This window comes from Paenibacillus sp. FSL H7-0942 (genome assembly GCF_045040715.1).
GTDB classification, from domain to species: Bacteria; Bacillota; Bacilli; order Paenibacillales; family Paenibacillaceae; genus Paenibacillus; species Paenibacillus amylolyticus.
Genome location: NZ_CP150279.1, coordinates 6,132,809 through 6,157,121, shown reverse-complemented (window position 1 = coordinate 6,157,121; position 24,313 = coordinate 6,132,809). Strand labels below are relative to the sequence as shown.

41 protein-coding genes are annotated in these 24,313 nt (G+C 44.9%); 38 read left to right on the top strand and 3 right to left on the bottom strand.

The genetic code is table 11. From position 1 onward, the window contains the following. Nucleotide 1 precedes the first annotated feature (1 nt). The 32 genes from rplD (at nucleotide 2) to rpsI (ending at nucleotide 16,309) form a co-directional block, all read left to right on the top strand. Nucleotides 2–625, top strand: coding sequence for a 50S ribosomal protein L4 (gene rplD, locus MHI48_RS27110; protein WP_017692076.1), 624 nt, complete (start codon nucleotides 2–4; stop codon nucleotides 623–625). Beyond that, nucleotides 625–915: a 50S ribosomal protein L23 gene (gene rplW / locus MHI48_RS27105; RefSeq protein WP_017692077.1), complete on the top strand. Its 291-nt coding sequence runs from the start codon at nucleotides 625–627 to the stop codon at nucleotides 913–915. The genes rplD and rplW overlap by 1 nt, the downstream gene beginning before the upstream one ends. Before the next feature lie 30 nt (nucleotides 916–945). Then, the gene (rplB, locus tag MHI48_RS27100; protein WP_017692078.1) at nucleotides 946–1,776 is read left to right on the top strand and encodes a 50S ribosomal protein L2; all 831 of its coding nucleotides are present in this window, start codon (nucleotides 946–948) and stop codon (nucleotides 1,774–1,776) included. 71 nt (nucleotides 1,777–1,847) lie between these two features. Beyond that, on the top strand, nucleotides 1,848–2,126 hold the full coding sequence (gene rpsS / locus MHI48_RS27095; RefSeq protein WP_017692079.1) for a 30S ribosomal protein S19: 279 nt from the start codon (nucleotides 1,848–1,850) through the stop codon (nucleotides 2,124–2,126). A gap of 35 nt (nucleotides 2,127–2,161) precedes the next feature. Next, a complete protein-coding gene (gene rplV, locus MHI48_RS27090) occupies nucleotides 2,162–2,494 on the top strand; it encodes a 50S ribosomal protein L22 (protein WP_036607180.1) in 333 nt (110 codons plus the stop codon). Nucleotides 2,495–2,509: 15 nt separating this feature from the next. Next, nucleotides 2,510–3,175 (top strand): 30S ribosomal protein S3, encoded by a 666-nt coding sequence (gene rpsC, locus MHI48_RS27085; RefSeq protein WP_036607182.1) that lies wholly within the window; start codon nucleotides 2,510–2,512, stop codon nucleotides 3,173–3,175. A 2-nt stretch (nucleotides 3,176–3,177) separates the two neighbouring features. After that, nucleotides 3,178–3,612, top strand: coding sequence for a 50S ribosomal protein L16 (rplP, locus tag MHI48_RS27080; RefSeq protein ID WP_017692082.1), 435 nt, complete (start codon nucleotides 3,178–3,180; stop codon nucleotides 3,610–3,612). Further along, nucleotides 3,602–3,799, top strand: coding sequence for a 50S ribosomal protein L29 (rpmC, locus tag MHI48_RS27075; protein WP_017692083.1), 198 nt, complete (start codon nucleotides 3,602–3,604; stop codon nucleotides 3,797–3,799). The genes rplP and rpmC overlap by 11 nt, the downstream gene beginning before the upstream one ends. Nucleotides 3,800–3,847: 48 nt before the next feature. Beyond that, entirely contained in the window at nucleotides 3,848–4,114 is a 267-nt protein-coding gene (rpsQ, locus tag MHI48_RS27070) for a 30S ribosomal protein S17 (RefSeq protein WP_017692084.1), read from the top strand. A gap of 35 nt (nucleotides 4,115–4,149) precedes the next feature. After that, entirely contained in the window at nucleotides 4,150–4,518 is a 369-nt protein-coding gene (gene rplN / locus MHI48_RS27065; RefSeq protein WP_017692085.1) for a 50S ribosomal protein L14, read from the top strand. A 39-nt stretch (nucleotides 4,519–4,557) separates the two neighbouring features. Continuing rightward, nucleotides 4,558–4,911, top strand: a complete 354-nt coding sequence (gene rplX / locus MHI48_RS27060) for a 50S ribosomal protein L24 (protein ID WP_017692086.1) — start codon at nucleotides 4,558–4,560, stop codon at nucleotides 4,909–4,911. Nucleotides 4,912–4,943: 32 nt separating this feature from the next. Continuing rightward, the gene (gene rplE / locus MHI48_RS27055) at nucleotides 4,944–5,486 is read left to right on the top strand and encodes a 50S ribosomal protein L5 (protein ID WP_017692087.1); all 543 of its coding nucleotides are present in this window, start codon (nucleotides 4,944–4,946) and stop codon (nucleotides 5,484–5,486) included. A 73-nt stretch (nucleotides 5,487–5,559) separates the two neighbouring features. After that, a complete protein-coding gene (locus MHI48_RS27050; RefSeq protein WP_013312154.1) occupies nucleotides 5,560–5,745 on the top strand; it encodes a type Z 30S ribosomal protein S14 in 186 nt (61 codons plus the stop codon). Nucleotides 5,746–5,777: 32 nt separating this feature from the next. Beyond that, on the top strand, nucleotides 5,778–6,176 hold the full coding sequence (gene rpsH, locus MHI48_RS27045) for a 30S ribosomal protein S8 (RefSeq protein WP_017692088.1): 399 nt from the start codon (nucleotides 5,778–5,780) through the stop codon (nucleotides 6,174–6,176). 30 nt (nucleotides 6,177–6,206) lie between these two features. Next, nucleotides 6,207–6,749 (top strand): 50S ribosomal protein L6, encoded by a 543-nt coding sequence (rplF, locus tag MHI48_RS27040; RefSeq protein WP_017692089.1) that lies wholly within the window; start codon nucleotides 6,207–6,209, stop codon nucleotides 6,747–6,749. Nucleotides 6,750–6,866: 117 nt separating this feature from the next. Further along, nucleotides 6,867–7,235: a 50S ribosomal protein L18 gene (gene rplR, locus MHI48_RS27035; RefSeq protein WP_017692090.1), complete on the top strand. Its 369-nt coding sequence runs from the start codon at nucleotides 6,867–6,869 to the stop codon at nucleotides 7,233–7,235. Nucleotides 7,236–7,262: 27 nt separating this feature from the next. Then, complete coding sequence (gene rpsE, locus MHI48_RS27030) at nucleotides 7,263–7,760, top strand: 30S ribosomal protein S5 (protein WP_017692091.1); 498 nt, start codon at nucleotides 7,263–7,265, stop codon at nucleotides 7,758–7,760. A gap of 13 nt (nucleotides 7,761–7,773) precedes the next feature. Beyond that, complete coding sequence (gene rpmD / locus MHI48_RS27025) at nucleotides 7,774–7,959, top strand: 50S ribosomal protein L30 (protein ID WP_017692092.1); 186 nt, start codon at nucleotides 7,774–7,776, stop codon at nucleotides 7,957–7,959. 43 nt (nucleotides 7,960–8,002) lie between these two features. Further along, nucleotides 8,003–8,443 (top strand): 50S ribosomal protein L15, encoded by a 441-nt coding sequence (rplO, locus tag MHI48_RS27020; RefSeq protein WP_017692093.1) that lies wholly within the window; start codon nucleotides 8,003–8,005, stop codon nucleotides 8,441–8,443. Then, a complete protein-coding gene (secY, locus tag MHI48_RS27015; RefSeq protein ID WP_017692094.1) occupies nucleotides 8,443–9,741 on the top strand; it encodes a preprotein translocase subunit SecY in 1,299 nt (432 codons plus the stop codon). Before rplO ends, secY begins: the two co-directional genes overlap by 1 nt. Nucleotides 9,742–9,831: 90 nt before the next feature. Beyond that, the gene (locus MHI48_RS27010; protein WP_036607188.1) at nucleotides 9,832–10,476 is read left to right on the top strand and encodes an adenylate kinase; all 645 of its coding nucleotides are present in this window, start codon (nucleotides 9,832–9,834) and stop codon (nucleotides 10,474–10,476) included. 3 nt (nucleotides 10,477–10,479) lie between these two features. Further along, complete coding sequence (gene map, locus MHI48_RS27005; protein ID WP_036607191.1) at nucleotides 10,480–11,232, top strand: type I methionyl aminopeptidase; 753 nt, start codon at nucleotides 10,480–10,482, stop codon at nucleotides 11,230–11,232. Between the two features lie 10 nt (nucleotides 11,233–11,242). Further along, complete coding sequence (locus MHI48_RS27000; RefSeq protein WP_036607194.1) at nucleotides 11,243–11,551, top strand: KOW domain-containing RNA-binding protein; 309 nt, start codon at nucleotides 11,243–11,245, stop codon at nucleotides 11,549–11,551. A 3-nt stretch (nucleotides 11,552–11,554) separates the two neighbouring features. After that, nucleotides 11,555–11,770 carry a translation initiation factor IF-1 gene (gene infA, locus MHI48_RS26995; protein WP_017692098.1) on the top strand — a complete coding sequence of 72 codons (216 nt, stop codon included), beginning with the start codon at nucleotides 11,555–11,557 and terminating at the stop codon, nucleotides 11,768–11,770. A gap of 152 nt (nucleotides 11,771–11,922) precedes the next feature. Continuing rightward, entirely contained in the window at nucleotides 11,923–12,036 is a 114-nt protein-coding gene (rpmJ, locus tag MHI48_RS26990) for a 50S ribosomal protein L36 (protein ID WP_003333770.1), read from the top strand. A gap of 20 nt (nucleotides 12,037–12,056) precedes the next feature. Beyond that, the gene (gene rpsM, locus MHI48_RS26985; RefSeq protein ID WP_036607200.1) at nucleotides 12,057–12,425 is read left to right on the top strand and encodes a 30S ribosomal protein S13; all 369 of its coding nucleotides are present in this window, start codon (nucleotides 12,057–12,059) and stop codon (nucleotides 12,423–12,425) included. Nucleotides 12,426–12,444: 19 nt separating this feature from the next. Then, entirely contained in the window at nucleotides 12,445–12,840 is a 396-nt protein-coding gene (gene rpsK / locus MHI48_RS26980) for a 30S ribosomal protein S11 (RefSeq protein WP_017692100.1), read from the top strand. Between the two features lie 136 nt (nucleotides 12,841–12,976). Beyond that, entirely contained in the window at nucleotides 12,977–13,921 is a 945-nt protein-coding gene (locus MHI48_RS26975) for a DNA-directed RNA polymerase subunit alpha (protein ID WP_017692101.1), read from the top strand. A 34-nt stretch (nucleotides 13,922–13,955) separates the two neighbouring features. Then, nucleotides 13,956–14,321 (top strand): 50S ribosomal protein L17, encoded by a 366-nt coding sequence (gene rplQ, locus MHI48_RS26970; protein ID WP_017692102.1) that lies wholly within the window; start codon nucleotides 13,956–13,958, stop codon nucleotides 14,319–14,321. 159 nt (nucleotides 14,322–14,480) lie between these two features. Next, nucleotides 14,481–15,254: a tRNA pseudouridine(38-40) synthase TruA gene (truA, locus tag MHI48_RS26965; RefSeq protein WP_017692103.1), complete on the top strand. Its 774-nt coding sequence runs from the start codon at nucleotides 14,481–14,483 to the stop codon at nucleotides 15,252–15,254. A 205-nt stretch (nucleotides 15,255–15,459) separates the two neighbouring features. Then, nucleotides 15,460–15,897, top strand: a complete 438-nt coding sequence (gene rplM / locus MHI48_RS26960; protein ID WP_024633564.1) for a 50S ribosomal protein L13 — start codon at nucleotides 15,460–15,462, stop codon at nucleotides 15,895–15,897. 19 nt (nucleotides 15,898–15,916) lie between these two features. Further along, nucleotides 15,917–16,309: a 30S ribosomal protein S9 gene (gene rpsI, locus MHI48_RS26955; protein WP_017692105.1), complete on the top strand. Its 393-nt coding sequence runs from the start codon at nucleotides 15,917–15,919 to the stop codon at nucleotides 16,307–16,309. A 420-nt stretch (nucleotides 16,310–16,729) separates the two neighbouring features. Here the strand turns inward: rpsI and MHI48_RS26950 are convergent, their stop codons facing one another. After that, nucleotides 16,730–16,963: a hypothetical protein gene (locus MHI48_RS26950; protein ID WP_235193841.1), complete on the bottom strand. Its 234-nt coding sequence runs from the start codon at nucleotides 16,961–16,963 to the stop codon at nucleotides 16,730–16,732. A gap of 161 nt (nucleotides 16,964–17,124) precedes the next feature. Here MHI48_RS26950 and MHI48_RS26945 point away from each other — a divergent pair, with 161 nt between their 5' ends. The 4 genes from MHI48_RS26945 (at nucleotide 17,125) to MHI48_RS26930 (ending at nucleotide 21,014) form a co-directional block, all read left to right on the top strand. Further along, nucleotides 17,125–17,817 (top strand): phosphoadenylyl-sulfate reductase, encoded by a 693-nt coding sequence (locus MHI48_RS26945; RefSeq protein WP_036607207.1) that lies wholly within the window; start codon nucleotides 17,125–17,127, stop codon nucleotides 17,815–17,817. Nucleotides 17,818–17,840: 23 nt separating this feature from the next. After that, nucleotides 17,841–19,010 (top strand): sulfate adenylyltransferase, encoded by a 1,170-nt coding sequence (gene sat / locus MHI48_RS26940; RefSeq protein WP_036607210.1) that lies wholly within the window; start codon nucleotides 17,841–17,843, stop codon nucleotides 19,008–19,010. A gap of 68 nt (nucleotides 19,011–19,078) precedes the next feature. Beyond that, entirely contained in the window at nucleotides 19,079–19,834 is a 756-nt protein-coding gene (gene cwlD, locus MHI48_RS26935; protein ID WP_036607212.1) for an N-acetylmuramoyl-L-alanine amidase CwlD, read from the top strand. A gap of 79 nt (nucleotides 19,835–19,913) precedes the next feature. Further along, nucleotides 19,914–21,014 (top strand): Mrp/NBP35 family ATP-binding protein, encoded by a 1,101-nt coding sequence (locus tag MHI48_RS26930; protein ID WP_036607214.1) that lies wholly within the window; start codon nucleotides 19,914–19,916, stop codon nucleotides 21,012–21,014. A gap of 88 nt (nucleotides 21,015–21,102) precedes the next feature. On the opposite strand, the gene gerD is transcribed toward MHI48_RS26930, so the two are convergent. Beyond that, nucleotides 21,103–21,852 carry a spore germination lipoprotein GerD gene (gene gerD / locus MHI48_RS26925; protein WP_036607216.1) on the bottom strand — a complete coding sequence of 250 codons (750 nt, stop codon included), beginning with the start codon at nucleotides 21,850–21,852 and terminating at the stop codon, nucleotides 21,103–21,105. Between the two features lie 125 nt (nucleotides 21,853–21,977). Here gerD and MHI48_RS26920 point away from each other — a divergent pair, with 125 nt between their 5' ends. Further along, nucleotides 21,978–22,610: a KinB-signaling pathway activation protein gene (locus MHI48_RS26920; RefSeq protein WP_405142258.1), complete on the top strand. Its 633-nt coding sequence runs from the start codon at nucleotides 21,978–21,980 to the stop codon at nucleotides 22,608–22,610. Nucleotides 22,611–22,710: 100 nt separating this feature from the next. On the opposite strand, the gene pdaB is transcribed toward MHI48_RS26920, so the two are convergent. Further along, complete coding sequence (gene pdaB / locus MHI48_RS26915; RefSeq protein ID WP_036607219.1) at nucleotides 22,711–23,487, bottom strand: polysaccharide deacetylase family sporulation protein PdaB; 777 nt, start codon at nucleotides 23,485–23,487, stop codon at nucleotides 22,711–22,713. Nucleotides 23,488–23,609: 122 nt separating this feature from the next. On the opposite strand from pdaB, the gene MHI48_RS26910 reads away from it, so the two are divergent. After that, nucleotides 23,610–24,227, top strand: a complete 618-nt coding sequence (locus tag MHI48_RS26910; RefSeq protein ID WP_036607221.1) for a stage II sporulation protein M — start codon at nucleotides 23,610–23,612, stop codon at nucleotides 24,225–24,227. Nucleotides 24,228–24,313 lie beyond the last annotated feature (86 nt).

Genomic DNA, 24,313 nt, shown 5'->3' with positions numbered 1-24,313 from the left:
AATGCCAAAAGTATCAGTTTACAATGTAGATGGTAGCCAAGTAGGCGAAGTTGAATTGAATGATGCGGTTTTCGGAATTGAGCCGAACCAACACGTTCTGTACGATGCAGTTCTTATGCAACGCGCTTCCCTTCGTCAAGGTACCCACAAAGTAAAAGGACGTTCTGAAGTTCGTGGCGGTGGACGTAAGCCTTGGAAACAAAAAGGTACAGGTCGCGCTCGTCAAGGTTCAATTCGTTCACCACAATGGAAAGGCGGCGGTATCGTATTTGGTCCAACACCACGGAGCTATGCGTATAAACTGCCTAAAAAAGTTCGTCGCTTGGCGATCAAATCAGCCCTTTCATCCAAAGTGCTTGACAATGACATTATCGTTTTGGACGCTCTCACGTTGAGTACGCCTAAAACTAAAGAATTTGCAGCCATCTTGAGTAACCTCAAAGTGGGACGTAAAGCTTTGATCGTAGCTCCTAGCTATGATGATAATGTAGCTCTTTCCGCACGGAATATTCCAGGCGTGAAATTCGTAGCTGCTGACGGTATTAATGTTCTTGACGTGCTCTCGCACGACAAATTGATCATTACGAAAGAAGCAGTTCAGAAGGTAGAGGAGGTGCTCGCGTAATGAAGGATCCTCGTGATATTGTAAAACGTCCGATTATTACGGAACGTACTGCTGACATGATGAACGACTTGAAATATGTATTTGAAGTCGATATCCGTGCAAACAAAACCGAGATCAAAAAGGCAGTAGAAGCTATTTTCAATGTAAAAGTGAAAAACGTGAACACGCTTCGTGTTCCAGCTAAGCCGAAACGGTACGGACGTTATTCCGGATATACTAGCGAATGGAAAAAAGCGTTTGTAACGTTGACAAAAGACAGCAAAACGCTTGAGTTCTTTGAAACTGTATAATTGAATTTTTGAAGTAAGGAGGGAAACCCAGTGCCAATCAAAAAGTATAAACCAACATCCCCGGCAAGACGGAACATGTCCGTTTCTACATTTGAGGAAATCACCACAAATCAGCCGGAGAAATCGTTGTTGGCCCCGTTGAGCAAACAAGCAGGCCGCAACAACCAAGGTAAAATTACAGTTCGTCACCATGGTGGTGGACACAAACGTAAATACCGTATCATTGACTTCAAACGTACTAAAGATGGAATACCGGGCCGCGTTGCTACGATTGAGTATGACCCGAACCGTACATCCAACATCGCTCTGATTCACTATGCTGATGGTGAAAAGCGTTATATCATCGCTCCTAAAGGTTTGAAAGTTGGAGATCAAGTGTTCTCCGGACCTGAATCAGACATCAAAATCGGTAACGCACTGCCACTCGAAAACATTCCAGTAGGTACCGTTATCCACAACATCGAGTTGAAACCAGGTAAAGGCGGACAATTGGTTCGTGCTGCTGGTACAGAAGCTCAATTGCTTGGTAAAGAAGAAAAATACGTTTCCGTTCGTCTCTCTTCCGGAGAAGTTCGTCGTATTTTGAAAGTTTGCCGCGCGACAATCGGATCTGTAGGTAACCAAGACCACGAGCTCATCAAAATCGGTAAAGCCGGTCGTAGCCGTTGGTTGGGTAAACGTCCTGAGGTTCGTGGTGTAGTAATGAACCCTAACGATCACCCACACGGTGGTGGTGAAGGTCGTGCTCCAATCGGACGTAAATCGCCAATGTCACCATGGGGTAAACCTACACTTGGTTACAAAACGCGTAAGAAAAATAAAGCTTCTGATAAATACATCATTCGCCGCCGCACGAAGTAATACACACTGTGCATAACTTCGTGAGGCATCTGCGGATGCATAATAGCTATGTTTGAAGGGAGGATCTCCACATGGGTCGCAGTTTGAAAAAAGGGCCATTCATTGATGGCTACATGCTTAAAAAGGTAGAAGAGATGGAAGCTTCAGGTAAGAAGAATGTGATCAAAACCTGGTCCCGTCGTTCTACAATTTTCCCGCAATTCATCGGACACACATTTGGCGTTTACGATGGTCGTAAACACGTGCCAGTGTATGTAACTGAGGACATGGTCGGACACAAACTGGGTGAGTTCGCTCCAACCCGTACGTACAAAGGCCATACTGCTGATGATAAGAAAACAAGAAGATAAATGAATATCTTTAATGTTTGAAAGGAGGTTACACAATGGAAGCAAAAGCACATGCTAAGTTTATCCGGATTGCTCCTCGTAAAGCTCAACTCGTTGTTGACTTGATTCGTGGCAAGCAAGTAGGTGAGGCGGTTGCCATTCTCCGTCACACTCCGAAATCTGCTTCTCCAATCGTTGAGAAGTTGCTTAACTCCGCTATTGCGAATGCGGAACATAACTATTCTTTGGATGTTAACAAATTGGTTATCTCGCAAGCTTACGTGAACCAAGGACCGACAATGAAACGTTTCCGCCCTCGTGCAATGGGACGTGCAAGTCGTATTAACAAACGTACTAGCCACATTACTTTGGTGGTATCTGAGAAGTAGAAGGAGGGGAAATGTGTGGGCCAAAAGGTAAATCCAGTCGGACTCCGTGTCGGAATTATCCGTGACTGGGAATCTAAGTGGTATGCAGGCAAAGACTTCGGTGATCTTTTGATGGAAGACGTGAGAATTCGTGAATTCCTGAAAAATAAATTGAAAGACTCCGCTTTATCTCGTGTAGAAATTGAGAGAGCGGCTAACCGCGTAAACGTAACGATTCACACTGCTAAACCAGGTATGGTTATTGGTAAGGGTGGTTCGGAAGTTGAAAATCTTCGTAACCAAATTACGAAAATTGCTGGCGGTAAAAAAGTACACATCAACATTTCTGAAATTAAGAACCAAGATTTGGACGCTGTTCTTGTAGCTGAAAGCATTGCACAACAATTGGAACGTCGTGTTTCTTTCCGTCGTGCTCTGAAACAAGCAATTCAAAGAACTATGCGCTCCGGTGCTAAAGGTATCAAAACTCAAGTAGGCGGACGTCTTGGCGGTGCTGAGATCGCACGTTCTGAAGGCTACAGCGAAGGAACTGTTCCACTGCACACACTGCGTGCTGACATTGACTACGGTACAGCAGAGGCTCATACTACTTACGGACTTATCGGCGTAAAAGTATGGATCTATCGTGGAGAGGTTCTTCCTACGGCTAAGAAACAAGCTGCTAAGGAAGGAGGCAACTAATCATGTTGGTACCAAAACGCGTAAAACACCGTAAGCAACAACGTGGACATATGAAAGGCCAAGCTAAAGGCGGAACGACTCTGAACTTTGGCGAATACGGTCTGCAAGCTACGGAACCGGCTTGGATTACGAACCGTCAAATCGAAGCGGCTCGTATTGCGATGACTCGTTACATCAAACGTGGTGGTAAAGTTTGGATCAAAATTTTCCCAGACAAACCAATCACTCAAAAGCCTCTCGAGGTTCGGATGGGTAGCGGTAAAGGTAACGTAGAAAAATGGGTTGCAGTAGTGAAACCAGGTAAGATCATGTTTGAACTTGCTGGTGTACCGGAGGAAATTGCACGCGAAGCAATGCGTCTTGCCGCTCACAAACTGCCAATCAAAACGAAGTTCGTGAAACGTGAAGAATTGGGTGGTGAAGCAAATGAAAGCTAGTGAATTTCGCAACCTAACCTCTGCTGAAATCGAGCAAAAGATTGCCGGATTTAAAGAAGAACTCTTTAACCTCCGCTTTCAATTAGCTACCGGTCAGCTGGATAACCCGACTCGCATCCGTGATGTGCGGAAAGAAATAGCTCGTGCTAAAACCATTATCCGTGAGAGAGAATTGGGAATCGGTTAATTAGGGATAGGATGGACAATCCGTCCGTAATCAGGAAGGAGGCCAACAATGAGCGAAGAACGTAACGCACGTAAAGTGCAAACTGGTAAAGTGGTCAGCGATAAAATGGACAAAACGATTGTTGTTGCTGTAGAAACTTACAAAAAACACAACTTGTACCATAAACGCATTAAGGTTACTAAAAAATTCAAAGCGCATGACGAAGAAAACACTGCGAAAATCGGTGACACGGTGAAAATCATGGAGACTCGTCCGCTTTCGAAAGATAAACGCTGGAGACTTACTGAAATCGTAGAAAAAGCGGTTATCATCTAATGCATCAGCAGCATTGCTGAAAGGAGGAATACTAAATGATTCAACCATTTACACGTTTGACTGTGGCCGACAACTCCGGTGCGAAGGAACTGATGTGTATCCGCGTACTCGGCGGTACGGGACGTCGTACAGCTCAAATCGGTGATCTGATCGTTTGTTCTGTTAAACAAGCAACACCAGGCGGCGTTGTCAAAAAAGGTGATGTAGTTAGAGCGGTTGTCGTTCGTACGAAACGTTCTGTACGTCGTAAAGACGGTTCCTACATCGGTTTTGATGAAAATGCAGCGGTTGTTGTAAAAGACGACAGAAGCCCACGTGGAACACGTATTTTCGGACCAGTTGCTCGCGAACTTCGCGATAAAGACTTCATGAAAATCGTTTCCTTGGCTCCAGAAGTTATCTAAAGCTTAATCTCGTGATGTTAGAAACAGGAGGTGTACGAAATGCCAAGAGTGAAAAAAGTTCTGGAATCCCATAACAACAAACTTCACGTTAAAAAGGAAGATACGGTTATGGTGATCAGCGGTAAAGACAAAGGTAAAAAAGGCCGTGTCATCGCTGCTTATCCTCGTGAGAACCGCGTCCTTGTGGAAGGTGTTAACATGGTGAAAAAACACCAGAAGCCTAACCAGCAAAATCCGCAAGGCGGCATTATCGAGAAGGAAGCTCCGATTCACGTTTCCAACGTAATGCACATCGATCCGAAGAGCGGAAAAGTAACCCGTGTAGGTTACAAAGTTTTGGATAACGGTAAGAAAGTGCGCGTTGCTAAACGTTCCGGAGAAATTATCGACTAATTGAACCGAATGAGAAAGGAGGGCTATGATTCATGGCATCAAGAATGAAAGAACGTTACCTGCAAGAAATCGCTCCTGCTTTGATGCAGAAGTTTAACTATACAACGGTAATGCAAGTGCCGAAAATCGAGAAAATCGTTATCAACATGGGTGTGGGCGACGCTGTCCAAAACTCTAAAGTGTTGGATTCTGCAGTAAACGATTTGCAACTGATCGCGGGTCAAAAACCTGTAATCACTCGTGCTAAAAAATCTATCGCAGGTTTCAAACTGCGTGAGAATATGCCTATCGGTGCGAAAGTTACATTACGCGGTGAGCGTATGTACTTCTTCCTAGATAAGCTGCTCAACGTAACGCTTCCTCGTGTCCGCGACTTCCGCGGTGTATCGAGTAATGCTTTTGATGGACGTGGTAACTATACACTGGGTCTGAAAGAGCAATTGATCTTCCCGGAGATCGAATACGATAAAGTTGATAAAGTCCGCGGTATGGATATTGTCATTGTAACAACGGCGAAAACAGACGAAGAGTCCCGTGAATTGCTTACGCAAATGGGAATGCCTTTCGTTAAGTAATGTTGGCATAACGTTTCCGGGTGTCTGGAAAGACTCCCTTTTCTCCGAAATTATTTAGGAGGTGTCAGGCTAAGTGGCAAAAACTTCGATGAAAGTTAAACAACAACGTACACCTAAGTTTAAAGTACGTGCATATACACGCTGTGAGCGTTGCGGACGTCCACATTCGGTCCTGCAAAAGTTCAAAATTTGCAGAATTTGTTTCCGTGAATTAGCTTATAAAGGCCAGATCCCTGGCGTGAAAAAAGCAAGCTGGTAAAAAGTCCTGAACGGGAAGGAGGTTAACTCACAATGACTATGTCTGATCCAATTGCAGATATGCTTACTCGTATTCGTAACGCGAACACTGTTCGTCACGAAACGGTAGAAATGCCTGCTTCAACAATGAAAAAACAAATCGCCGATATCCTGAAGCGTGAAGGTTTCATCCGTGACGCTGAAGTTATCGATGATAACAAACAAGGGATTATCCGTGTTTTCCTGAAATACGGTCAAAATAACGAGCGCGTTATCACTGGTCTGAAAAGAATCAGTAAACCTGGTCTTCGTGTTTACACGAAAAGCAACGAAGTACCTCGTGTACTTGGTGGCCTGGGAATCGCGATCATCTCGACATCTAAAGGTATCATGACGGACAAAGAAGCTCGTCAATCGAAATCCGGCGGAGAAGTCGTTTGCTACGTTTGGTAATATAACGTCACAAGATAGGAGGTGCAACATATGTCTCGTATTGGTCGCAAACCAATCACAGTACCAAGTGGTGTAGACATCACCCTGGACAACACCGTTATTACGGTAAAAGGACCTAAAGGAACTTTGACTCGTGAGCTTCATAAAGACATGAAGGTTACAGTTGAAAATAACGAAATCACAGTTGTGCGTCCTTCCGATAACAAAACTCACCGTTCTTTGCACGGCACAACGCGTAGCGTTGTAAACAATATGGTGAGCGGCGTTACTGAAGGATTCGCGAAATCTCTGGAATTGGTTGGGGTCGGATATCGTGCAAGCAAATCCGGAGATAAAATCGTTCTGAACGTTGGTTACTCTCACCCGGTTGAAATTACACCGGAAGCGGGAATCGAATTCGAAGTACCTTCGAATACAAAAATCATCGTTCGCGGAATTGACAAAGAGCGTGTAGGTGCTTACGCTGCTAAAATCCGTTCCGTACGTGAACCTGAGCCGTACAAAGGTAAAGGTATTAAATATGAAGGCGAGCGTATCATCCGTAAGGAAGGTAAAGCCGGTAAGAAGAAATAAGATTTCTCTTACCGCCTTTGCGCGGCTTTCGGCTTGCTTGCTTCGTGTGTTTCTAATATACCCCGTGGCTTCTGCTTTGAAGCCAGCGAGGTAACCTGAAAGGAGTGAATCTTTGAGATGATTACGAAACCAGATAAAAATAAGGCTCGTCTGAAAAGACACCTTCGTGTTCGTAAGAAAATCCAAGGAACGGCAGCACGTCCTCGTTTGAACGTATTCCGTTCTGGTAAACATATGTATGCTCAAATCATCGATGATGTTGCTGGTGTAACAATCGCTTCCGCGTCTACCGTAGACAAAGAATTGAGCACTGACATCAAAAATGGTGCATCTGTTGAATCAGCTCGTAAAGTTGGCGAACTCGTTGCTAAACGTGCGAAAGACAAAGGTGTTTCCAACATCGTATTTGACCGTAGCGGTTATCTGTACCATGGTCGTATCGCAGCATTGGCTGAAGCGGCTCGTGAAGCAGGACTTGAGTTTTAAGATATTTTTCAAAAGGAGGTTAACGACTTGCGTGTAGATCCGAATACTTTGGAACTGACTGAAAGAGTTGTAAATATTAATCGCGTAGCTAAAGTAGTAAAAGGCGGACGCCGTTTCAGCTTTAGCGCACTGGTTGTAGTCGGCGACGGCAACGGCTGGGTTGGAGCTGGTATCGGTAAAGCGGGCGAAGTACCTGATGCAATTCGCAAAGGTATTGAAGACGCTAAGAAAAACCTTGTACACGTTCCACTCGTAGGAACATCGATTCCTCACTTGGTAACAGGTAAGTTCGGCGCAGGACGCGTGCTGTTGAAACCAGCATCTGAAGGTACTGGTGTTATCGCTGGTGGTCCTGTACGTGCGGTTCTCGAACTTGCTGGTGTAGGTGACATTTTGACAAAATCTCTGGGTTCTTCGAATTCCATGAACATGGTCAATGCGACTTTGGAAGGTTTGTCCCGTTTGAAGCGTGCTGAAGACGTGGCTAAACTGCGCGGAAAATCCGTCGAAGAGCTTCTGGGTTAAGGAGGGAATTCTCATGGCTAAATTAGAAATTACCCTCGTCCGCAGCTTGATCGGACGTCCGGAGACGCAAAGAACAACTGTGAAAACATTGGGTTTGCGCAAAATCAATAGCAAAGTGGTACAAAACGATAATCCTGCCATCCGTGGTATGATTAACAAAGTAAGCCACTTGGTTGCTGTTAAAGAAGTAGAAGCTTAATATCGGGTTAATCCCACAAATCTTTAAGGAGGTGCAACGAACGATGAAGTTACATGAGCTTTCACCATCTCCTGGATCCCGCAAAGAACGTAAACGTCTTGGTCGCGGTCCAAGTAGTGGTACAGGTAAAACATCAGGTCGCGGTCACAAAGGACAAAATTCTCGTTCTGGCGGTGGAGTACGTCCAGGCTTCGAAGGTGGACAAAATCCATTGTATCGTCGCTTGCCAAAACGTGGTTTTGTAAACCCAACTCGCAAAGAATATGCAGTTGTGAATACTGAAGACCTGAACAGTTTTGCTGCGGGTACTGAAGTAACTCCAGAATTCTTGATGACGAACGGCGTAGTTAAAAACGCTAAATCCGGAATCAAAATCCTGGGTAACGGTGATGTCACTGTGAAGCTGACTGTTAAAGCTAACAAGTTTTCTCAATCTGCTATTGAGAAAATTGAAGCTGCCGGCGGTACAACCGAGGTGATTTAATGTTCAAGACCCTAAAGAATATCTGGCGGGTTGAAGATCTGCGCAAAAGGGTATTATTTACCCTTTTTGTACTGATCATTTACCGCATCGGCTCCTTTGTTCCCGTACCGGGTGTTAACAAAGATGTGTTCGAAGCGACAAATTCTGCGGGTAAAGAAGTTTTTGGACTTCTCAATACGTTCTCGGGTGGAGCGCTCTTCCAGTTCTCGATATTTGCGCTCGGGATCGTGCCTTACATCACTGCGTCTATCATAGTACAGTTGCTTTCCATGGACGTTATTCCTAAATTAGCGGAGTGGGCAAAGCAAGGTGAACAAGGTAAGAAGAAATCTGCACAATTGACCCGTTATTTAACGATTGGCCTGGCATTGATTCAAGCGTTTGGTACGTCGATCGGATTCAACCGCTTGTACAATACAGACATGATTCCTAACGCTACATTTGCAGATTATATCTTGATCGCGATTGTACTTACGGCCGGTACTTCATTCCTGATGTGGCTTGGTGAGCAGATCACCGAGAAGGGCATAGGAAACGGGATTTCGATCTTGATCTTTGCGGGTATCCTATCTACGGTGCCTAACATTATCAAACAAACGATCGAATCCGACTTCATTCAACCTGACCAACTGTTTATGAATATTCTTAAAGGTGTTATCATCGCAATTGTTATTGTGTTGATCATCATAGGGGTCATTTACATTCAGCAGGCGATTCGGAAAATTCCGGTACAGTACGCTAAACGTGTCGTAGGTAACAAAATGTACGGTGGACAGAATACACATATCCCGCTGAAAATTAATGCAGCAGGTGTTATCCCTGTCATCTTCGCATCATCGCTGTTGATGTTCCCGACGATCATCGCCAACTTCTGGGCAGATCGCCTTTGGGCACAGTGGATCGGACAGAACCTGACTACACACAAACCTCTGGGTATGTTGTTGTATGTCGTGATGATCTTCGGTTTCACATTCTTCTATACTTTCGTACAGATGAATCCACAGCAGATGGCTGATAATATGAAAAAGAACGGCGGTTACATCCCAGGCATTCGCCCGGGTAAAGCAACCGAGAAATATCTGACCCGTGTCATGACTCGTTTGACAATGGCCGGTGCCATGTTCTTGGCAGTCATTTCCGTTCTGCCTGTAATCTTGGGGGCACTGTCTGGTTTGCCTCAATCTGCGCAAATTGGAGGAACATCCCTCCTGATCGTTATCGGTGTTGCGCTGGATACGATGAAGCAAATCGAAAGCCAATTGATCAAACGCCACTACAAAGGTTTTATCAATAAATAGGCAATAGGTACCGGTCGAGTGAAGATTTACTTGCCGGCACCTATTGTGCTGTTTGTTGATGTAGGGTAGTCTTGGAGGGAGTGACATAACGTGAACATCCTATTCATGGGCCCTCCGGGGGCAGGAAAAGGAACGCAAGCAGACGTCATCGTGAAAGAGTTCGGTATTCCCCATATTTCAACAGGCGATGCATTTCGTCTCGCGATCAAACAGGGAACTCCCATTGGCATGAAAGCCAAGGAATATATGGATCAAGGATTGCTTGTACCAGATGATGTAACCATTGGCATCGTTGAAGAACGTTTGCAGCAGCCTGACTGCAGAGAAGGTTTCCTCTTGGACGGATTTCCAAGAACCCTTTCGCAAGCAGAAGCGCTCGATGGCATTCTGGATCGATTGAACTCAGGTCTCGATCATGTAATCAACCTGAAAGTGGATCGCAACAAATTGCTCGCTCGTTTGACGGGTCGTCGAATTTGTAAAAACTGTGGTTCCACTTATCATGTGGTATTCAATCCGCCTAAGCAGGAAGGTATTTGTGATAAATGCGCTGGTGAGTTGTATCAACGCTCTGATGATAATGAAGAGAGTGTAGGTACACGACTGGACGAGTATATCAACAAAACAGCACCACTCCTCACGTTCTATGAGACTAAAGGTCTTCTTCGTCAAATGAACGGAGAACAGGATATCGATCAAGTTTCTCAAGAAATCGTGTCCTTACTGAGAGGTTAATTGATGATCATTGGTAAGTCCGAAACGGAACTGGGCTTGATGAGGGAAGCAGGGAGAATTGTTGCGGAAACGCATCGTCTCTTGGCAGAGCATATCGCTCCCGGTATTACGACTGGAGAACTTGACCATATGGCTGATCAATATATCCGCAGTCAAGGAGCTGTGCCGTCTTTCAAAGGTTATAACGGTTTCCCTGCCAGTGTGTGCGCTTCAGTCAATGAAGAGTTGGTACATGGATTTCCCGGCAAACGCAAGTTGAACGAGGGCGATATCGTTACGTTTGACATTGGCGCGCAGTACCAGGGGTATCATGGAGATTCCGCCTGGACTTATCCGGTCGGCCGTATTTCCGAAGAAGCCCGTCGTCTTCTGGACGTTACCGAGGCTTCGTTATACGCAGGTCTGGCGCTGGTAAAACCGGACGTTCGCTTGTTTACAATATCTCATGCGATTCAGAAATATATTGAAGATGAAGGGTTCTCCGTAGTTCGTGAATATGTCGGTCACGGCATAGGCGCAGATCTGCACGAAGAACCACAGATTCCGAACTATGGTCTTCCCGATCGGGGACCACGGCTTAAAGCGGGCATGGTGCTGGCCATAGAGCCGATGGTTAACGTAGGTAGACGGTATGTGAAAACGTTGGAAGATAACTGGACTGTCGTCACGGTTGATGGTAAGTTATGTGCACACTTTGAACACACCGTAGCAGTTACACCAGATGGTATGGAAATTTTCACGAAACTGAATGCGTAGGTGATGAGGCATGAACAGTCAGTCTAATCCGCAGCTCGGTCAACTTGTGAAGATCCGTAAAGGCCGCAATGCGGACCAAGCCGCAGTAATTGTTGCTATAGCGGACGGTAAGTTCGTATATATTGCGGATGGAGACAAACGTAAGTTTGATCAACCAAAGAAGAAGAATCTTCTTCATCTTGAGCTCCAGCCCATGATTAGCAGCGAGGTTGTGAACAGTTTAAACGAGAGTGGTCGGGTGACAAATGGAAAGCTCCGTTACGCGGTTCATTCATTTCTGGAATCCACCAACATTCAAGCTGAAGAGAAAGGAGACTGACTAATGGCTAAGGAAGATGTCATTGAAGTGGAAGGTACGGTTCTCGAACCGCTACCGAATGCAACATTCAAGGTTGAGCTTGAGAACGGTCATCAAATTCTCGCTCACGTTTCCGGAAAACTGCGGATGCACTTTATCCGTATCCTGACTGGAGACAAAGTAGTTGTTCAGTTGTCGCCTTATGATTTAACAAAAGGTCGCATAACTTACCGTAAATAGTAGTAGACAGTTGCAATGAACTGTGAAGCTTATGTAGCGGGTTTTGCCCGGCAAAACTTGCGAAAGCTTCGAAGCCGGTTTTACAATAGTAGAACAAGGTCAATGCTTACGAAGAGGGTTTTGCTTAGCAAAACTTTGAGGAGGTAATTCACATGAAGGTAAGACCTTCGGTCAAGCCGATTTGCGAAAAGTGCAAAGTCATTCGCCGCAAAGGGAATGTTATGGTTATCTGTGAAAATCCGAAACACAAACAAAAACAAGGTTAAAGAAGGGGGTGTAGCGTAAAATGGCACGTATATCTGGTGTGGATTTGCCACGTGATAAGCGCGTTGAGATCGCCTTGACTTATATTTTCGGAATCGGTAAAACGACTTCCCAGAAAATTCTGAGCACAACAGGCATCAATCCGGACACTCGTGTTCGTGATTTGACGGAAGATGAAGTCAGCAAATTGCGTGAAAGTATCGATAAAGAGGTCAAAGTAGAAGGTGACCTGCGTCGAGAAATCTCTTTGAATATTAAACGTTTGACGGAGATCGGTTGTTACCGTGGAGTTCGTCATCGTCGTGGTCTGCCTGTTCGTGGACAACGTACGAAAACGAATGCTCGTACTCGTAAAGGTCCTCGTCGTACAGTAGCGAACAAGAAGAAATAATAAGGGGGGATAAGAGAAAATGGCTAAACCGAAAAAAGTCGTACGTACTAAACGTCGTGACCGTAAGAATATTGAATCTGGCGTGGCGCATATCCGTTCCACTTTCAATAACACTATCGTTACTATTACGGATCCTCACGGAAACGCAATTTCGTGGGCAAGCTCCGGCGGCCTCGGATTCAGAGGTTCCCGTAAATCGACTCCGTTTGCTGCACAAATGGCTGCTGAGACTGCTGCCAAAGCTGCAATGGAACATGGGATGAAAGCCGTTGAGGTTATGGTTAAAGGACCAGGCGCAGGCCGTGAAGCAGCGATCCGCTCTTTGCAAGCTGCTGGTCTTGAAGTTAACCTGATCAAAGACGTAACTCCAGTCCCGCATAACGGATGCCGTCCTCCAAAACGTCGTCGTGTCTAATGAGATTTGCCCCTGCGTGTGGTATATTTCCGGCACAATCTGCTAATAATGGTTGTTTAGGCATACTACTACATGTTTTCGCAAGAGAAGGTAAATGTTTCATAGAGGACCGACGTTTTGAAGGAGGGGTATTGCAGTGATTGAAATCGAAAAGCCGAAAATTGAGACGGTAGACGTCAACGATGATGGCACCTATGGGAAATTCGTAGTAGAACCGCTTGAGCGCGGATACGGTACGACGCTTGGAAACTCGCTTCGCCGAATCTTGCTCTCGTCACTGCCGGGTGCGGCAGTGTCTTCGGTTCAAATCGATGGCGTTCTGCATGAATTTGCTACAGTTCCTGGCGTAATGGAAGATGTAACGGAGGTTATTCTTAACCTGAAAGCTTTGTCGCTTAAGATTCATTCAGACGAGGAGAAAGTGCTCGAGATTGATGCTGAAGGCGAAGGGGCAATTACGGCTGGAGATATCCGTGCTGACTCCGATGTGGAAATCCTTAACCCGGATTTGCACATTGCTACGCTCGGACCAGGTTCGAGACTTCACATGCGTATTTTTGCCAATCGCGGTCGCGGCTACGTCCAGGCAGATCGGAATAAACGCGATGACCAGCCGATCGGCGTCATCCCAGTCGATTCCATCTTCACCCCGATCAGTCGCGTTAACTACGCTGTGGAAAATACGCGTGTCGGTCAAGTGACCAACTATGACAAGCTTACGTTGGAAGTTTGGACTGATGGAAGTATTCGTCCTGAAGAGGCTGTAAGCCTCGGCGCTAAAATTTTGACTGAGCATTTGATGCTCTTCGTGGGTCTTACAGACGAAGCGAAAGATGCAGAAATCATGGTCGAAAAAGAAGAAGACAAAAAAGAAAAAGTACTCGAAATGACGATCGAAGAGCTGGATCTCTCTGTTCGTTCCTACAACTGCCTCAAACGTGCCGGTATTAATACCGTGCAAGAGCTGACTACGAAAACGGAAGAAGACATGATGAAAGTCCGTAACCTCGGACGCAAGTCTTTGGAAGAAGTTCAAGAGAAGCTTGAGGAACTTGGTTTGGGACTCCGTACAGAAGAATAGACAGCCGAGTGCTTGAAGTGAAGGAGGGAAAACAATGGCATACCAAAAGTTGGGCCGTAATTCCAGCGCACGTAAAGCTTTGTTCCGTGACCTGGTAACCGACCTGTTCTTATACGAACGCATTCAGACAACTGAAGCGAAAGCAAAAGAGGTTCGCTCTATTGCTGAAAAACTGATCACTAAAGCGAAAAAGGGAGATCTTCATGCCCGTCGCCAAGTGGCAGCTTATGTTCGCCGCGAAACTATCGATGGTGAGCAAGATGCAATCCAAAAACTGTTTAGCGAATTGTCCGGTCGTTACGCTGAGCGTCCAGGTGGATACACTCGTATCTTGAAACTGGGACCTCGTCGTGGTGACGCAGCGCCAATGGTTTACTTGGAACTGGTAGACCGCGCGTAAAACAGATGAGATGAGGAAAGGGGACAGAATCAACGGTTCTGGATTAACCCTTTTTTTCTCTTCATTTCGGAATTCGTGCTGTAATAGAAGCTCCGTAAGGGGCTTCTTTTGCTGTTCGGGATAGGGATATGTATAGTATGGAACAAAGGTGTGGTAATAATGCGGAACTTATGTATGACGTTAACTTATGATGGCACTGCCTATTTCGGCTTCCAAGTACAGCCGGGTGGGAATACCATTCAGGATCATCTTGAAGATGCGATTCGTGCTTTAACCGGTGAGAAGGTTAAAATTACAGGTTCAGGCCGAACAGATGCAGGTGTTCACGCCCGCAGACAAATCTTCAATTTTCCTACGGAGTCCCAGATCCCGATTGAACGTTGGTGTATTGCACTCAACTCCAGATTACCCTCCGATATTGTCGTTATTGATGCGATTGAAGTTTCGGCTGATTTTCATTCTCGCTATGCAGCGAAAAAGAAAACGTATCGTTATACAGTCAATGCGAATCAATTTCCGGATGTATTCAACAGAAGACTGCAATATCATCATCATGCGAAGCTTGATATTATGGCAATGCAGGAGGGCTTACGACATTTCATAGGGACGTATGATTTTACCTCTTTTGCTTCACGCAAGTCTCAGAAAGAGAATCATGTCCGTTCGGTGTATGAAGCATGGATGGAAGTGGACCGATCAATGTGCAGAGACCATCCGCGCGATCAGGGTGTCATTCACATTTATGTGAGTGGTAACGGCTTTTTGCAGCATATGGTTCGTATCATTGTAGGGACACTGCTGGAGATCGGAGAGGGCAAACGGAAAGCCTCTGATGTACCAAATATGATTGCTGCATGTAATCGATCTGCTGCAGGACCTACTGCAGTTAGCTGCGGTTTAATGCTCTGGGATCTTGAATACAAAAAAGATTAAATTTGGTGAGTGAAAAGCTTAATTAACACTTGCGATTTAATCGCCTATCATGTAATATAAAAGTTGTGTTTTCTTAATGGCTTTCCCACAGCCCCAATTAAGAGGTTCACATCAAATTTACAATCCATCAACACCTAAAGTTATAACTTAACGAACGAAGATAAATGAAAATGATGATTTTGAACATTTTAAGGAGGAACTTTTCATGCGTACTACGTACATGGCGAAGCCTAACGAAGTTGAGCGCCAATGGCACATCATTGATGCTGAAGGCAAAACCCTCGGACGTTTGGCGAGCGAAGCAGCAGCTTTGATTCGCGGCAAACACAAGCCACAATTCACTCCACATGTGGACACTGGCGATTTCGTTGTTATCATCAATGCTGAGAAAATCGTATTGACTGGTAAGAAAATGCAAGGTAAAAAATACTACCGTCACTCAATGCACCCAGGTGGTTTGAAAGTAACTACAGCTGAAGAGATGGTTAAAAACAAACCTGAGCGTATGTTGGAATTGGCTGTTCGCGGTATGCTTCCTAAAACTCGCATGGGCGAGAAAATGAAGTTGAGACTTAAAGCGTACAGAGGCACTGAGCATCCACATGCAGCACAAAAACCAGAAGTTTACGAACTTCGCGGTTAATTAAAAGGAGGACAGTTTCATGGCACAAGTACAATACTATGGGACAGGTCGTCGTAAACATTCGGTAGCACGTGTTCGCCTTGTACCGGGTGAAGGACGCATTGTCATCAATAAACGTGATATTAATGAATACTTCGGTTTGGAAACACTCAAACTGATCGTAAAACAACCACTGAACTTGACAGAAACGCTCAACAACTATGACGTTCTTGTTATTGCTCATGGTGGCGGAATCTCCGGTCAAGCCGGCGCAATCCGTCATGGTATCTCCCGCGCTCTGCTCAAAGCAGATCCGGAATACCGTGCATCCCTGAAAAAAGCAGGATTCCTGACTCGTGACCCACGTATGAAAGAACGTAAAAAATACGGTCTTAAAGCGGCTCGTCGCGCACCTCAGTTCTCCAAACGTTAATATTAAAAGCCTTTGGCCTCGGTCAAAGGCTTTTTTATATATTCATGATTATTACGCCATATATTATATTAGTTTATGCGGTAGCTCTTATATTTCTGATGTCTCTCCCCAAGCTTCTGCATTTTTCCTTCATTGCCTTTTCAATGTGCCCTTAATGTCCCTCAATACAGTCCTATAATATGTACGTTAATACATCCACATTTTACTGAACCTCTCTAATCGTTTAGATCATTGAATATGCTCATACCCATCGCTCACCACTCACCACTCACCACTCACCACACATTTTATAACAGCTCTTTTATAATCATCGATTAGAACTCATGCGTGATTTCTTGAATGCACTCGGCTTACTGTTTTTGCACTTAATTCTTTATTGCAAACCTTATCAGTATTTCTTATGGAAACGATAAAAGTCCCTTACATATCAACAGCTAAAATTCGCAACGTTGCTCCCCTTAAAACTTTAGCTTTTCTTCCTTTATTTTCAATCACCCAGTGTTTTTTTGATGCAGTTCTCGATGACAAGAACTGTCCAAACCCAGTAACAGCAAAGGTTTCCCAGGCTAAGCGATGTATTTTTACCTGTCTAATGACCTGGGCCAACATCATTGTTTTTATCTCATTAACAGAGAAATGGATAAATTGAACCAAAATAATGTTTGAGAGCGACGATAAGTAATGGGCAAAAACTGATTTATTTTACCATATGGCAGGCATTGACATCCCCAATGAAAGATTTATACTAAACATAATTCATATTAGATTAGTCGGCTTTAAGATGTATTGAATTGCAGAATGGGGGAAATTCACAGATGAACTTGTTGGAGAAAGAAGATTTGGCACGGACGAAGGCAGAGGAACTGGAACATGCTAGTCCAGAGGATATTATTCGGTATGCTATTGAAACATTCCCAAATATCACTTTTGCATGTAGCTTTGGTGCAGAAGATGTTGTACTTGTAGATATGGTGCAGAAAATCAGCCCATCCACAGATATTTTTTATCTGGATACAGATTTTCACTTTAAAGAAACATACGAAACACGTGATAAGATGCAGGAGAACTACAATCTTGAATTTGTACGTGTGTCTCCTAAGATTACTCCGGAAGAGCAGGCAGCTGAGCACGGTGAAGAGTTGTGGAAGTCTGATCCCAATGGGTGCTGTAACATTCGCAAAGTCGAACCGTTAACACGTATTCTTTCTCAGTATGATGCATGGATCACAGGTATACGTAGAGATCAAGCACCAACTCGTGCAAACTCAAAGAAGGTTGAATATGATTCCAAATTTGGCCTGATGAAGTTTAATCCGATTGCACACTGGACGACTGAGGATGTATGGCAATATATTCGTGACAATAACGTTTTATATAACCCTCTTCATGATCAGAACTACCCAAGTATTGGTTGTGAGCATTGCACACGTCAAGTGATGCCTGGAGAGGACCCACGTGCCGGACGCTGGTCTGGTAATGATAAAACGGAATGTGGCCTTCATAAATAATAGCTATACAAGGAGCTGACAAGATGACATCGATTCTGCCTCATGGAGGTACGTTGGTTCAACGTATCGTACAAGGAGAAGAACGGGAGCAATTGTTACAAGACAGTAAAAACTTATCCTCTTTGCGTATTAATACCTGGACAATATCAGATTTGGATCTAATTGGTGTAGGTGCGTTCTCACCACTTCAAGGTTTCTTGAATGAGGAAGATTACCTTTCGGTGGTGTCTCGCATGCGTCTCGCCGATGGAACAGTCTGGAGTATACCGATTACACTTGCTGTTGACGATAAACAAGCCGCATCCCTCCAGATTGGTGAACGTGTGAAACTTGTTGGTGATCAAGATGGAGTCACTTATGGATTGCTCGAAGTCCAAAGTATATACCAGGTGGATCAGGGTGAAGAAGCCCGGCGTGTATTCAAAACAGATGATCCCGAGCACCCGGGCGTTAAAAAACTTTTGGAGCGTCCTGCAACATACGTAGGAGGTCCAATCCAAGTGTTGAACCGTCCAAAACCTTCGAAATTTGAGGAATTCTATTATGATCCTGCAGATACCCGGAAGATTTTTCAGGAGAAGGGTTGGAAGACCGTAGTTGGTTTTCAGACACGTAATCCGGTCCATCGGGCTCATGAATACATTCAGAAGAGCGCTATGGAGATTGTAGATGCACTCTTCCTGAATCCGCTTGTTGGAGAGACGAAGTCGGACGATGTACCTGCAGATGTTCGGATGAAGAGTTATCTGGTATTACTGGAGAACTATTACCCGGCTGATCGTGCGTTCCTTGGTGTGTTCCCCGCAGCCATGCGGTATGCTGGTCCACGTGAAGCTATTTTCCATGCGATGGTTCGCAAAAATTACGGGTGTACCCACTTTATTGTTGGTCGTGACCATGCGGGTGTTGGTGATTATTATGGAACATATGAAGCACAGGAGATCTTTACTAACTTTACAGCAGAGGAACTGGGGATCACTCCGTTGTTCTTCGAACATAGTTTCTTCTGTACCAAATGTGGAAACATGGCATCGAGTAAAACTTGCCCACATGATAAAGAACATCATATGGCGCTTTCCGGCACCAAAGTACGCGGGTTGCTCCGTGACGGCCAGTGCCCTCCACCTGAATTTACACGTCCTGAGGTAGCTGAGGTGCTGATTGAAGGAATGGCGGAGCAAGTCCGCTCCTAGCGGTATATTTGTCCATCTTGTCCCATATAGATGATTAGAGTCATTTATAGGGACGAGGTGGTTTTTTTATGCGTAAAAATATGGGGAAACACTTTGTAGTCTGGATTAGGCTAAAAACAATCAAAAGGGTCATGCTGAGTCTCTGTCTACTGGCCATGTTAGTGGCGGTAATGTCCTATGAACTGCCTTCCGCTAAGACGTCAGGTTATTGGAGTTTGCCGATGGCGGGTAAAGTCATTGCCATTGATGCAGGACACGGAGGTCCAGATGGAGGAGCGGTAAGTAAACAGGGGGTTATTGAAAAAGATATCAATCTGTCTATCGCCCTGTATGTGAGAGATTATTTGCAACAGGCAGGGGCCTTAGTGGTTATGACACGAGAAATAGACACTGATTTGGCGGAATCGGACACCAAGGGGTACTCCAAACGAAAGACGGAAGATCTGAAACAAAGAGTACGGCGGATAGAGGATAAGCAAGCAGATCTCTTTATTAGCATTCACATGAACAGTGTCCCATCCAACCGATGGAGTGGAGCGCAGGTTTTCTATACAACGAACCATCCGGATAATGAAGGTTTGGCTAATCTGCTTCAACAAGAGATGGTTCGTAACCTGGAGAATACAGATCGGATCGCCAAAACGGTGAATACGGTTTATCTGTTACAGGCTCTGAAGATCCCTTCAGCGCTGGTAGAAGTGGGTTTCCTTTCTCATCCGGAAGAGGCACGTATGCTTGCTGACGAAGCTTATCAACGTAAGGTAGCTGCTTCGATCTATAATGGAATTCTCAGATATTCCTCAGGAGAACGGCCTAAAAGTTAGTCAGAACAAGAAAGGTAATGATATAATTGGATCAGCATACCTAATTACATGCCAATAGATAAAGCTGAGGTGCTGTCTGATGTTATCAAAAGAACAGATACTTGAACTATTACAGCCATTACAAGAACCACAATTGGGAGTAAGTCTGACCGAACTGGAATGGGTTCGAGATATTATGGTGAAAGAAAATCATGTGGCTCTGACCATAGTGACACTGGAAAATCGACCTGAGGATACAACAGCCTTGACTGATGCAACGCGTAATCTGTTGTCCCAGCACGGAATGAAGGATGCCCATATTCGTGTGCGTGCAGCTTCTGAGCATGATCGTGAGAGCCTGAATATGGGACAACCCGATAATGAGCCAGATCGGGACGAAGTGCTCGTAAAAGGTCACGCAGCGGGTCTGGATGGACATGAGCTGTTAAGTCCTGAATCAGGTGTTCGTTTTATTGCTGTGGCCAGTGGTAAAGGTGGCGTTGGTAAATCAACGGTAACCGTTAATCTGGCTGCAGCCTTGGCACGTCAAGGCAAGAAAGTGGGCTTAATTGATGCGGATATCTATGGCTTCAGTGTACCCGACATGATGGGGATTGAAGAATATCCGGTCGTTGAAGATGGCGTTATTCAACCGGTTGAACGTTTTGGCGTCAAAGTCATGTCGATGGGCTTCTTTATTCGGGAGAACAATCCGGTAATCTGGCGTGGACCCATGCTAGGTCGGATGTTGCGTCAATTCTTTACGGATGTCCAGTGGGGCGAATTGGATTATATATTACTGGATTTGCCACCAGGTACGGGAGATGTTGCTTTGGATGTGCATCAGATGTTGCCACAGAGTAAGGAAATCATCGTTACCACGCCGCATGCAACGGCAGCTTTTGTCGCAGCACGTGCGGGTGCAATGGCCATTCAGACCGATCATGAGTTACTTGGTGTGGTTGAGAATATGGCTTATTATGAGTGTGGCAGTTGCGGAGAGAAGGATTATGTCTTTGGTCGTGGAGGCGGGGGAAGACTTGCGGAAAGTCTGCATACAAGCCTGCTTGCCCAGATTCCATTAGGCACGCCGGATAATCATCCTTCCGAGCCTGATTTCTCACCTTCGGTTTACAAAGCAGATTCCCGTATAGGGGCTATCTACGATGAAGTTGCCCGGTCCATTGAATCCAAATTCTAATGGTATGAGTGTTATAAATACAAATAAAGCCTGCGTCCATTTGGATGCAGGCTTTTCAGTATCTGTGGTGCGTATTAACACCTACTGTTTATGATCCGCCGCCCGAATCTCCACTGCTTCCACCATCTCCGCCATCACCACCACCTTCGCCCTGACCCTCTTGCTGTCCGCCTTGTTCTTGCCCCTGTTGTCCGCCACTTTGCACTTTAGGTTGCAATTCGTCCTGTACTACCTTCTTGAGCAAAGTGAGTACTTCCATGCGGAACAACGGGTTTTGCATCACTTCCTGCATGACAGTCATCGTCTGTTTACGATAATCCGGAGTCTTCGTCATATCCATGAACATCTTGGATACCTCAGGTGACTTCATGATGTCTTCAACAGACTTTTGATATGTGGGATCTTTAATCAATTGCATATGAAGCTGTTTACTTTGTGCGTTGATCACTTTGGCAAATTCACCCGCAAACTGCGGATCGGTCATGATCTTTTCGAATTCCTTCTTATATTCGGGAGCTGTGATGGTATCTTTTACTGCAATACGTATTTGTTCCGAAGATTGCACAGGCATTAACATTTTCATACCAATGGATCCCGAAGCACCACCCGAACCGCCGCCTTCTTCAGAACCGCTGCTTCCGCTGGATGAGCTTTGACCTGTAAGAGCTTCCTCCACCGCTTTCTTGCCTTCATCACTTTTTAAGATATCTACAACCATTGTTTTCATCTCTTTATAACTGCCCTGAGGAGGCGAAGAACTCTGATCTGAACCGCAGCCGGCAAGCATGACGGATAGCCCCAGTACGACACAGCATAGCTGCCACAAAGGCCGTTTCATGTGTACAATCCCTCCTTGATTAGATACTGGATGTAGTATGTGATGGGAAAGGGGGAAATATGTTGAGCAATGATGGTTTTTTGCTGAGAAGGTTGGTAAAATAAACACTCGGGGGTGGAAAACTTTTGAATTTACGTAAATGGTTTTTCCTGTTTTGGACAGCCTTGCTTATTGGGGCCGCGGGAGCATTGGGTACAGGATTGATTATGATGCTGGTGAACGGGGAGAAAACAAATGGATTGAATGATTTTCTTCTGTATCTTTTGATCTTATTTGGATCAGGGGTTATGATCAGCGTGTATTCACAAATGGGTTTCTTTGCATATCTGATATTGAATTATATGGGTAAAGGTGTATTTCCAAAGCGCGGTTGGCAGATCGTGCAGATTGTACTAACGGTGTTAGCCCTGCTTGACGTGATGTTTTTACGCCTGTTTGTTGGGGGAGACCGGGAGCGCATATCGGATATTGTGTTAGGTATCATTATTTTGGCAGCTGCAATTGTTACCGCTTACGTTAAAGTAAAGTTGACTCATATCTCTGCGCTCGTACCTACACTCTTTTTCATGATTGCCGTCTCCATAGTGGAGACGATCGGCGTATTACGTATTGATGTGAATGCTGCAACCATATTTATTGTGGTTCCCTTGCTCCTATGTAATGCATACCAAATGCTGATATTGCACAGGCTGGTGGATGTATCGACGAACCGGAGTGTAAGTGGAAAGGCAGAACAGTTGAAAGAAAGCCGAGCATAGAATTCATTTTGCATAAAAAACATACCAAAAAGAGCTAACCTGGTTAGCTCTTTTCAACTTTTAAGCACCTATTTGAGCTATGGCTCAAATGATCTAGTAATCATTGACCGCTGGCTTGGTCACGAACTTCTTTGCCCTCGACACTAGAATGGTTCAGCAGTTCCGAGACGGTAACGAATTCATAGCCCTGGTTTTTTAATTTGTCGATAATGACAGGGAGTGCCTCATGAGTTTGTTTAGAAGAATCGCTTGCATGCAGCAGTACGATGTCACCCGGATGTGCTTTGCTTACTACGCGATCAACAATGGTCTGTACACCAGGGTTTTTCCAATCCAAGGAGTCGGTATCCCACTGCACAACCTGATAATTCAGACTATTGGCTACCTGAAGCACTCGCTTGTCAAAGTCCCCGTTGGGCAGACGTAGTAATTTCGGTTCTTTTCCCGTTAAATCGGTTAAAATGCTATGAGCTGTCGAAATTTCTTTGCGAATTTCTTCTTCAGTCAGGCTGCTGTAGTTCTCATGTCTGTGACCATGGCTGCCAATTTCATATCCTGCCTCTTTGATGGCAGTAACAATTTCGGGGTGTGTCTTGCTCCAGGGGGAGGAAAGGAAAAAGGTTGCCTTCTGCACTTTATTCTCCTGAAGAACTTTCAGAATTGGCTCCGTCCGTTTATCCCCCCAGCTAATGTCAAAGGTAAGTGCGATTACCTTCTTCTCGGTTGGAACGCTGTAGACGGCGGATGGTGCTTCCTCCGAGAATACGGAGACATTGCCTCTCTCCAGATAGATAATACCGATCGCAAAGATGGCAGCAACGAGGACAATCAGGTACCGTTTAATCTTTTTGCCGCTAAATACATAGAACGAGTTCATTTCAATAAGCGCCCCTCTCCCATAAGAAATGCTTGTTTACTCTCCAATGTATGCTCGTACTGCCCAGTTATTCGTCACTGATCCTTGTTTGTCCATCATTTTAGATTCTACAGGAGGTTATTATGTTAAAATTCAGTACATTTCTTAAAGATCTTGGTTCCATCCGTAGTGCATTAATCTGGTCCGTAGTTTTATTTGCTGTTGGTATAGGGGCAGGATGGGTGAGTACAGGGCCACTGGAAGAACTGTTGTTGAACCAAATCGGAGGATTACGTGAAGTCAGTGAACGCTTGGAGCAGGGGGGCAATGTGCAATGGAACTTCTTCCTGTTCATCTTTTTCAATAATGCTATTAAAAGTGTACTTGTTATCTATGCCGGTATATTCTTCGGAATTCTGCCTGTCATCTTCCTGCTGATCAATGGGATGGTCCTTGGATTTGTGGTGCACACCACGATGAATTATGGAGCAAGCTTCTATGACATTGTGGTTAAAGGTTTACTTCCGCATGGCATTATTGAGATTCCGGTCATTATCATTGCTTGCGCCTTCGGACTGAAGTTTGGTGGTCTGGTTATCAAAAGCCTTGCACAACTTGGAAGTGACAAGCGAAATACGATGGGTACCCGGTGGAGAGCATTCATGAATAGGACGTTAACGGCATCCTTTTGGGTTGTCATCTTGCTTCTTGTTGCCGCAATCATCGAAAGCACACTTACGTATACTCTGGTGAGAGGATAAAATTTTGTGATGGTTGGCATTCATAAATTTTCAGAAAGTTGACCATAACAATAAAACGGGTTTCAGCAGCACCCACAAAAGCGAGA

Coding starts and splice junctions, on each gene's coding strand:
- rplD (WP_017692076.1), top strand. CDS start 2: ATGCCAAAAGTATCAGTTTACAATGTAGATGGTAGCCAAGTAGGCGAA.
- rplW (WP_017692077.1), top strand. CDS start 625: ATGAAGGATCCTCGTGATATTGTAAAACGTCCGATTATTACGGAACGT.
- rpsS (WP_017692079.1), top strand. CDS start 1,848: ATGGGTCGCAGTTTGAAAAAAGGGCCATTCATTGATGGCTACATGCTT.
- rplV (WP_036607180.1), top strand. CDS start 2,162: ATGGAAGCAAAAGCACATGCTAAGTTTATCCGGATTGCTCCTCGTAAA.
- rplP (WP_017692082.1), top strand. CDS start 3,178: ATGTTGGTACCAAAACGCGTAAAACACCGTAAGCAACAACGTGGACAT.
- rpmC (WP_017692083.1), top strand. CDS start 3,602: ATGAAAGCTAGTGAATTTCGCAACCTAACCTCTGCTGAAATCGAGCAA.
- rpsQ (WP_017692084.1), top strand. CDS start 3,848: ATGAGCGAAGAACGTAACGCACGTAAAGTGCAAACTGGTAAAGTGGTC.
- rplN (WP_017692085.1), top strand. CDS start 4,150: ATGATTCAACCATTTACACGTTTGACTGTGGCCGACAACTCCGGTGCG.
- rplX (WP_017692086.1), top strand. CDS start 4,558: ATGCCAAGAGTGAAAAAAGTTCTGGAATCCCATAACAACAAACTTCAC.
- rplE (WP_017692087.1), top strand. CDS start 4,944: ATGGCATCAAGAATGAAAGAACGTTACCTGCAAGAAATCGCTCCTGCT.
- rpsH (WP_017692088.1), top strand. CDS start 5,778: ATGACTATGTCTGATCCAATTGCAGATATGCTTACTCGTATTCGTAAC.
- rplF (WP_017692089.1), top strand. CDS start 6,207: ATGTCTCGTATTGGTCGCAAACCAATCACAGTACCAAGTGGTGTAGAC.
- rplR (WP_017692090.1), top strand. CDS start 6,867: ATGATTACGAAACCAGATAAAAATAAGGCTCGTCTGAAAAGACACCTT.
- rpmD (WP_017692092.1), top strand. CDS start 7,774: ATGGCTAAATTAGAAATTACCCTCGTCCGCAGCTTGATCGGACGTCCG.
- rplO (WP_017692093.1), top strand. CDS start 8,003: ATGAAGTTACATGAGCTTTCACCATCTCCTGGATCCCGCAAAGAACGT.
- secY (WP_017692094.1), top strand. CDS start 8,443: ATGTTCAAGACCCTAAAGAATATCTGGCGGGTTGAAGATCTGCGCAAA.
- map (WP_036607191.1), top strand. CDS start 10,480: ATGATCATTGGTAAGTCCGAAACGGAACTGGGCTTGATGAGGGAAGCA.
- MHI48_RS27000 (WP_036607194.1), top strand. CDS start 11,243: ATGAACAGTCAGTCTAATCCGCAGCTCGGTCAACTTGTGAAGATCCGT.
- infA (WP_017692098.1), top strand. CDS start 11,555: ATGGCTAAGGAAGATGTCATTGAAGTGGAAGGTACGGTTCTCGAACCG.
- rpmJ (WP_003333770.1), top strand. CDS start 11,923: ATGAAGGTAAGACCTTCGGTCAAGCCGATTTGCGAAAAGTGCAAAGTC.
- rpsM (WP_036607200.1), top strand. CDS start 12,057: ATGGCACGTATATCTGGTGTGGATTTGCCACGTGATAAGCGCGTTGAG.
- rpsK (WP_017692100.1), top strand. CDS start 12,445: ATGGCTAAACCGAAAAAAGTCGTACGTACTAAACGTCGTGACCGTAAG.
- rplQ (WP_017692102.1), top strand. CDS start 13,956: ATGGCATACCAAAAGTTGGGCCGTAATTCCAGCGCACGTAAAGCTTTG.
- truA (WP_017692103.1), top strand. CDS start 14,481: ATGCGGAACTTATGTATGACGTTAACTTATGATGGCACTGCCTATTTC.
- rplM (WP_024633564.1), top strand. CDS start 15,460: ATGCGTACTACGTACATGGCGAAGCCTAACGAAGTTGAGCGCCAATGG.
- rpsI (WP_017692105.1), top strand. CDS start 15,917: ATGGCACAAGTACAATACTATGGGACAGGTCGTCGTAAACATTCGGTA.
- MHI48_RS26945 (WP_036607207.1), top strand. CDS start 17,125: ATGAACTTGTTGGAGAAAGAAGATTTGGCACGGACGAAGGCAGAGGAA.
- sat (WP_036607210.1), top strand. CDS start 17,841: ATGACATCGATTCTGCCTCATGGAGGTACGTTGGTTCAACGTATCGTA.
- cwlD (WP_036607212.1), top strand. CDS start 19,079: ATGCGTAAAAATATGGGGAAACACTTTGTAGTCTGGATTAGGCTAAAA.
- MHI48_RS26930 (WP_036607214.1), top strand. CDS start 19,914: ATGTTATCAAAAGAACAGATACTTGAACTATTACAGCCATTACAAGAA.
- gerD (WP_036607216.1), bottom strand. CDS start 21,852: ATGAAACGGCCTTTGTGGCAGCTATGCTGTGTCGTACTGGGGCTATCC.
- pdaB (WP_036607219.1), bottom strand. CDS start 23,487: ATGAACTCGTTCTATGTATTTAGCGGCAAAAAGATTAAACGGTACCTG.
- MHI48_RS26910 (WP_036607221.1), top strand. CDS start 23,610: ATGTTAAAATTCAGTACATTTCTTAAAGATCTTGGTTCCATCCGTAGT.